Annotated in this window: 3 protein-coding genes and 2 pseudogenes; 4 read left to right on the top strand and 1 reads right to left on the bottom strand. The window is 68.5% G+C overall.

What is annotated here, in order from left to right:
- Nucleotides 1-90 precede the first annotated feature (90 nt).
- A complete protein-coding gene (locus ACWGDE_RS34700) occupies nt 91-561 on the bottom strand; it encodes a hypothetical protein (protein ID WP_453393043.1) in 471 nt (156 codons plus the stop codon).
- Nucleotides 562-835: 274 nt separating this feature from the next.
- Here ACWGDE_RS34700 and istA point away from each other — a divergent pair.
- The 4 genes and pseudogenes from istA (at nt 836) to ACWGDE_RS34720 (ending at nt 5,746) form a co-directional block, all read left to right on the top strand.
- Nucleotides 836-2,430 (top strand): annotated as a pseudogene (gene istA / locus ACWGDE_RS34705) (IS21 family transposase).
- Nucleotides 2,430-3,187: pseudogene (gene istB / locus ACWGDE_RS34710) on the top strand (IS21-like element helper ATPase IstB). Before istA ends, istB begins: the two co-directional pseudogenes overlap by 1 nt.
- An 80-nt stretch (nt 3,188-3,267) precedes the next feature.
- Nucleotides 3,268-3,741: a hypothetical protein gene (locus ACWGDE_RS34715; RefSeq protein WP_453393044.1), complete on the top strand. Its 474-nt coding sequence runs from the start codon at nt 3,268-3,270 to the stop codon at nt 3,739-3,741.
- Between the two features lie 337 nt (nt 3,742-4,078).
- Nucleotides 4,079-5,746, top strand: coding sequence for an ATP-dependent DNA ligase (locus tag ACWGDE_RS34720; RefSeq protein ID WP_453393045.1), 1,668 nt, complete (start codon nt 4,079-4,081; stop codon nt 5,744-5,746).
- Nucleotides 5,747-6,276: the final 530 nt, after the last annotated feature.

Consider the following 6,276-nt stretch of genomic DNA (forward strand, 5'->3'; position numbering starts at 1 on the left):
CTCTGTGGGCGCGGCTCCGCCGTGCCATCGGCACGACCTCAGCCACCCAGTAGGCACACTCGACGCTTGACAACGGTCATTGGGAATCAGTCACACGTAGGTGTGCTGACACAGCGCTGTGATGGCCGGGCTGGTCACGCCGTGCGCGGAGCGGCACAGCGCGGCCATGTCCCCGCCCCGCACCCCGGGTACCGGGTAGCCGGGGCGGCGCGGCGCGGGTGTACGGACGCCGGCCTTCGCCGTGGGCCTGGTCTTGGCCCTGACGGTCGGGTGCGCGGCGGGTTTGCGCGGGGTGGCCCTGCGCGGCGGGGCGGGCACCTTGTGCGTCCGTCGGGGCGTCCCTGCGTTCTGCCGGTCCGCCGCGGCTGCGGGTGCATCCTGGGCGGGGCCGGGCGCGGTCGGTGCCAGGTCGGTGCGGGTGCCGGGCAGGGGTGAGAGAGGCAGCCCCGCCGGCTCGGCGGCGCGCTGCTCGGGCCGCCCCGGGCCGGGGTGTTTGTGGTCGGCCACCGCGGCGGCCGAGGCCTTCGCGGCCGGGCCGGGGACGGGGTGACGGTGACGCATCCGGAGGCCGAGAGCAGAGCGGTGAGGAGCAGGGGGAGAGACCAGCGACGCATGCCGCCACCGTGCCGCACGCAGGCTGTGAGCGTTCACGTTTTTCCCCATCTCGGGTGGTTTGAGCGTCATGTAATTCCTCATGCCGACTTCTCCTAATTGGCCATGAGCACGACGGAGTTCGGGATCGAGGGACCTGGTCATCGCGGAGGCGTGTGGGTGGCCCTGGGCCTGTGGTTCGGAAGGCCGATGGTCAGCCCGGATGGCAAGGAGAATGTTCGTCGTGGTCGACATCACCGAGATTTATGTCCACTGGTACGCGGGCCGCTCGAAGAGCGAGCTGGCTGCGTCGCTGGCGGTGGACCGCAAGACGATCAGGAAGTACCTGGAGCCGGCGGAGGCGTCCGGGATCACGCCGGGCGGGCCGATGATGCGGGAGGCCGACTGGGCCAAGCTGATCAAGAGCTGGTTCCCCGAACTCGCTGACCGGCGACTGCGACAGATCACCTGGCCGGACATCGACCAGCACCGCGACTACATCAAGAACCTGCTGGGGACGGTGACCGTCTCCACGATCCACCAGCGGCTGCGGGACGAGCACAAGCTGGACGTGTCGATCTCCTCGTTCCGGCGTTGGGTGCACGCCACGCTCCCCGATGAGACGGCAAGGTCGCAGGTCACGGTCTTGCGCGATGACGTTGAGCCTGGCTCGGAGGCTCAGATCGACTACGGCCACCTGGGCCAGTGGACCAATCCGAAGACCGGAAAGCGGCACCGGATCTGGGCGTTTGTGATGGTGCTGCCGTGCTCGCGGCACATGTTCGTCCGCCCGGTCCTTTACCTGCACCAGCACGCCTGGACCGAGGCCCACGTCGCCGCCTTCCGCTACTTCGGCGGCGTCCCGCGCCGGCTCGTGCCGGACAACCTGCGAACCGGTGTCGACAAGCCCGATCTCTACGACCCTAAGATCAACAAGGCGTATGCAGAGCTCGCCACCCACTACGGGGCACTGGTCGATCCGGCCCGCGCCGCCCGGCCCAAGGACAAGCCGCGGGTCGAGCGGCCGATGCCCTACATCCGGGACTCGTTCTGGCGGGGGCGGGAGTTCACCTCGATCGAGCACATGCAGGCCGAGGCTGTGACCTGGAGTCAGAAGGTGGCGGGCCGCCGACAGTGTCGGCCGTTGCAGGGAGCCGCACCGATGGCGGTGTTCGAGGCCGTCGAGGCCGAGACCCTGTTGCCGCTGCCGCCCACTCCGTTTGTGCTGGCCCGTTGGTCGACGGCGGTGGTCGGGCCGGACATCCACGTCAAGGTCGGCCGCACTCTCTACTCGGTTCCCTGGAAACTGATTGGCCGCCGGGTCGATGTCCGCTCGACCGCCACGATGGCGCAGATCTTCCTCGACGGCGACCTGGTCAAGACCCATGTGGCCCTTGAGCAGGGCAAACGCACCGACAGGACCGACTATCCGCCGGAGAAGATCGCGTTCCAGATGCGCACGCCGATCTGGTGCCGCACCCAGGCATCCGGGTCGGTGACGCCTGCCGGACCGTGGTCGACCAGCTGCTGGAGGTCAACGCGCTCTACCGGCTCCGTGCCGCCCAGGGGATCCTCGGGCTGAAGAAGAAGTACGGCGACGCAAGGCTGGAGGCCGCCTGCGTGAGGGCCATCGCGGTCGGAGATCCGTCCTACCGGACCATCAAGGGCATCCTGATCGCCGGCACCGAGACCGATCCGGAGCCCGAGTCGAGCGGGGACGCGGGAGCCGCTGCCTTCCTCCACGGGCCCCAGCGGCTGTTCGCCTCCGTCGCCCCGTCCGAGACGGCGGATGAGCTCCACGACGACCAGGTCCACGGCGAAGCTGAGGGAAGCATCTGATGAGCGTGATGGATTCTGCCCTGCGTGAGTCGCTGAAGTCGCTGCGGCTCTCGGGGATGCTGGAAACCCTCGATGCCCGCCTGGCCCAGGCCCACGGTGGCGAGCTCGGGCACCTGGACTTCCTGCAGGTCCTCTGCCAGGACGAGATCACCCGCCGCGAGACCGTCGCATTTCAACGGCGTCTGGCCCGGGCGAAGTTCGAGCAGCAGGTCACCCTGGAAGAGTTCGACTTCACCGCCTCCTCAAAGCTGCCGGCCGCCCAGATCCGCGACCTCGGTGCCCTGCGCTGGCTCCACTCCGGCGAGTCGGTCATCCTCTTCGGCCCGGTCGGGGTCGGAAAAACACACGTCGCCAAGCACTCGGTCACCTCGCGGTCCGTCAGGGCGCCCACGTCCGCTTCGCCAAGACCAGCCGCATCCTCGCGGACCTCGCCGGCGGCCATGCGGACCGCACCTGGGACAAACGGATCCGTGAACTCGTACGGCCCGACGTGCTCATCCTCGACGACTTCGCCATGCGCCAGCTGTCCGCGGCACAGGCCGACGACCTCTACGAGCTCGTCTCCGAGCGGCAGGGACGGTCTCTGATCATTACCAGCAACCGGGCGCCCAGCGACTGGTATCCCCTCTTCCCCAACCCCGTCGTCGCCGAGTCGCTCCTGGACCGGCTCATCAACACCAGCCACCAGGTGATCATGAACGGGCCCAGCTACCGTCCGAACAAGCGGCCCAGGAACACAACCGACAAGGCGCACTAGGGTCCGCCGTCCCGGCTTCCCATGGCGACGTCACAACGGCACGAGTTGGCTTGTCAGAGGCATCGGCTAACTTGCGGAACATGGGAAATTCAGGCGGATCATTGACGACCCGGTCCACGGGGGAACTGCACCAGCTCATGCGGGCAGCCGGATTCACGGGCATCGACGACACGGAGGCGTTGGCGGAGGGTTGGCAAGTCACGGACTTCGCCGACGCCGGACGGCGCAGCCTTGCGAACCTCGTCCAGCGAACGGGGACACCGGCCGTCATGGTGTCCTTCCTCGACAGTGATGTGGGGTTCGTCAAGGCTGTCACGCCGGACGGCAATAGCTGGGAGGGCCTGCTCAACCGGGAGACGGCGAAGGGCTACGAGATACCTCTGGAGCATTTCCCCATCGAGCCGGCCGTGGCCGGCGCTCTCGCCTGGTCGGCCGCTGCCGGACTGACGCCCGACGAGGAAGCCATCCGGCAGACGCTCACCGGGTCGGCCCTGTTCGCAGAAGAGCTCTCCTCAGCCCTCATGGTGGCCCTGGGGCTGCCCGGCGCAACCTAGCCCTCTCAAGCCAGGACCTGGGGAAATACGTGAACTTCCCCCTGGGGAATAACGCGATCGTCCACACAGGCCCCAGAGCGGCCCAGACGGCCCCGCTGCGCCCCTCGGATGGATGACGCGGCGGCCGCCGTCGGACCGTGTCGCGCCGGGCTGGGCGACCCTGGAAGAGGGAGCGCGAGGGAGGCCCCGGAGATGGTGCTCAGACCGCCGGTTGAGCCGATGCTGACGCAGGCCGCGGAGTCGGTGCCCGGCCCGGCCGCGCTGCGGGCAGGGGTTGCCTACGAGCAGAAACTGGACGGCCATCGGGCCATCGTCTTCACTGCGGCCGGGCGGCGCGGTGTTGGTGCAGACCCGTCGCGGATCGCTGGTCCAGGACCGGTTCCCCGATCTGGTGGAGGCCGCCGAGCAGTTGCCGCCCGGCCTGGTCCTCGATGGCGAATTGGTCGTCTGGGACCCGGAAGCGGGCCGGCTGTCGTTCGAGGCGTTGCAGCGCCGGGCCGCCACCCGTGGCCGCAGCGCCCCGACCCTGGCCGCACGGTGGCCGGCCTACTTCGTGGCGTTCGACGTCCTGCAACTGGACGGCCAGGAGCTCTTGCAACGCCCCTACGAGGAGCGGCGCGCACTGCTGGAGGAACTGTTCACCGACCACGCCCTGACGGCCCCATGGACGCTGTGCCCGATGACGACAGACTTGGCCAAGGCACGGGAGTGGCTGGAGACCTGGACCGACGTAAGCGGCGTCGAAGGCCTGGTGATCAAGCCCCTGAACAGCCGTTATCTCACCGGATACAGAGGGTGGACCAAGATCAGAAGACGGGACACCACCGAAGCGATCATCGGCGCGGTCACGGGCACCCTGACCCGCCCCGGACTCCTCGTCCTGGGCCGCAACGATGCGGCGGGCCGACTGCGCGCGGTGGGCCGCACGGTAGCGCTGCGCCTGGAGGTGTCCCGGCAGGTTGGCGAGTACCTCACTGCGGCGGGCCCCGGGCACCCCTTCGAGGGGGTGCGGTTCACGGCGGCGTGGGGGAGCCGTGACGTTCTGGACGTGGTGTTGGTCCGCCCGGAACTGGTGGCGGAGGTCAGCGCCGATCGGGCCGTTGACCGGGGCGTCTTCCGTCACCCGCTCCGCTTCAAGCGGCTGCGCATGGACGTGACCGCGGACGATGTCCCGCGGTTCGGGGCCGGGCCGGGCCGGCTGCGGCGGTCGGCTGAGCTTGCTGTTCAACCTTTGATGCCCAGCGCCGATCCCAGACAGATGTGGTGTGGATCGACAGGTCCCTTTGTTGTGCTCGCGAGAATGACGGGTGGATGGCCCCTTCCAGCGTTGTCAGCGGTGGGTGCGATGATCACCGAGGCGGGCGTGAGCTCACCTGTATCTCGACTCGGGGGGCTCGGTTTGAGCACGTGGCAGGAGTTGTCGGCGTCGGTGGAGGATCGTCTGACGGCCATGTCGTCGGGCGAGCGAGGAGTGTTCGCAGCCGGCGCCGCTGAACGGCTCATGAGCTGGCATGAAGCACTGCCCGAAGAGGACCGGGCGCCGTTCACGATGAGCCTGCGGCCGCTGCTGGACTCGGTGTGGGAGGGCTCCCTCGGGGACTCGACCGCCTTCACGGCTGTGAAACGGGGTGTGGCTGAGTACATGCTCAGCGAGTACTGCCACAACGATGGGCAGGACGGTCCCGAGGACGCGGACGACAACGCGGCGGCCGTGACGCTTTTTGCCGCGCACGCCTACCTGTTCGAGTGCTGTGACTTCGCGGTCTGGGCCAGCCGACGGGCCGTGGACGCTGTGGACGAGCACCTTGAGTACCTCGCCGAGCAGGAAGAGGAACTACCCGACCTCGACGAGGCAACCATTGCCGAGCTCCAGCGCCAGCTGCGTGATCTCGACCTCATCGCGGCGTACGCGAAGGATCTGAGGCTTGCCAGTCTCGGGCTTCCTATCGACACCTCGATCCGGCTTCGTGTGGAACTGCGGGTCCCTCTCTCCCGCCGGGACTGAGCTTGTCGCTTCTGGTCCGCTGCCCAGGTCCCCAGATGACGAGGTACCCCCGTGGGGCAGGCGGCCGCGGTGCCGCCTAACGCCGGAAACAGACAGCACCCGATGCCCGTACGGGTACTGCGCTTTCCCATCGGTAGCCGCTGAACCACAGCGGTCGCCACTTTGAATGAAGGGCTTGAGATAGAACATGAGTAAGAGGAACGGAACGCCGCGGATGCGGATGGTTCAGGCGGCCTCCGCTGCCGTCATCGCGGTAGGAATACTCGGAGTCTCCGCAGGCAACGCGGCAGCCGTCGGCGGGACCGTGGTGCCGACGGAAGTGTCTGCGAGTGCGGAGGCTCTGCAGGACAGCCCGAAGGAAGGCGAGAAGGCCCAGGACAGGCCCACTGAGCCGAATGTGGCGGAGCCCGCCCCGGCTGCGGACCCCACGCCTGTCCCGACGCCCGACCCGGGTACGGACCCGACGCCCGACCCGGGTACGGACCCGACGCCCGACCCGGGTACGGACCCGACGCCCGACCCGGGTACGG

It is taken from the genome of Streptomyces sp. NPDC054956 (assembly GCF_053609185.1).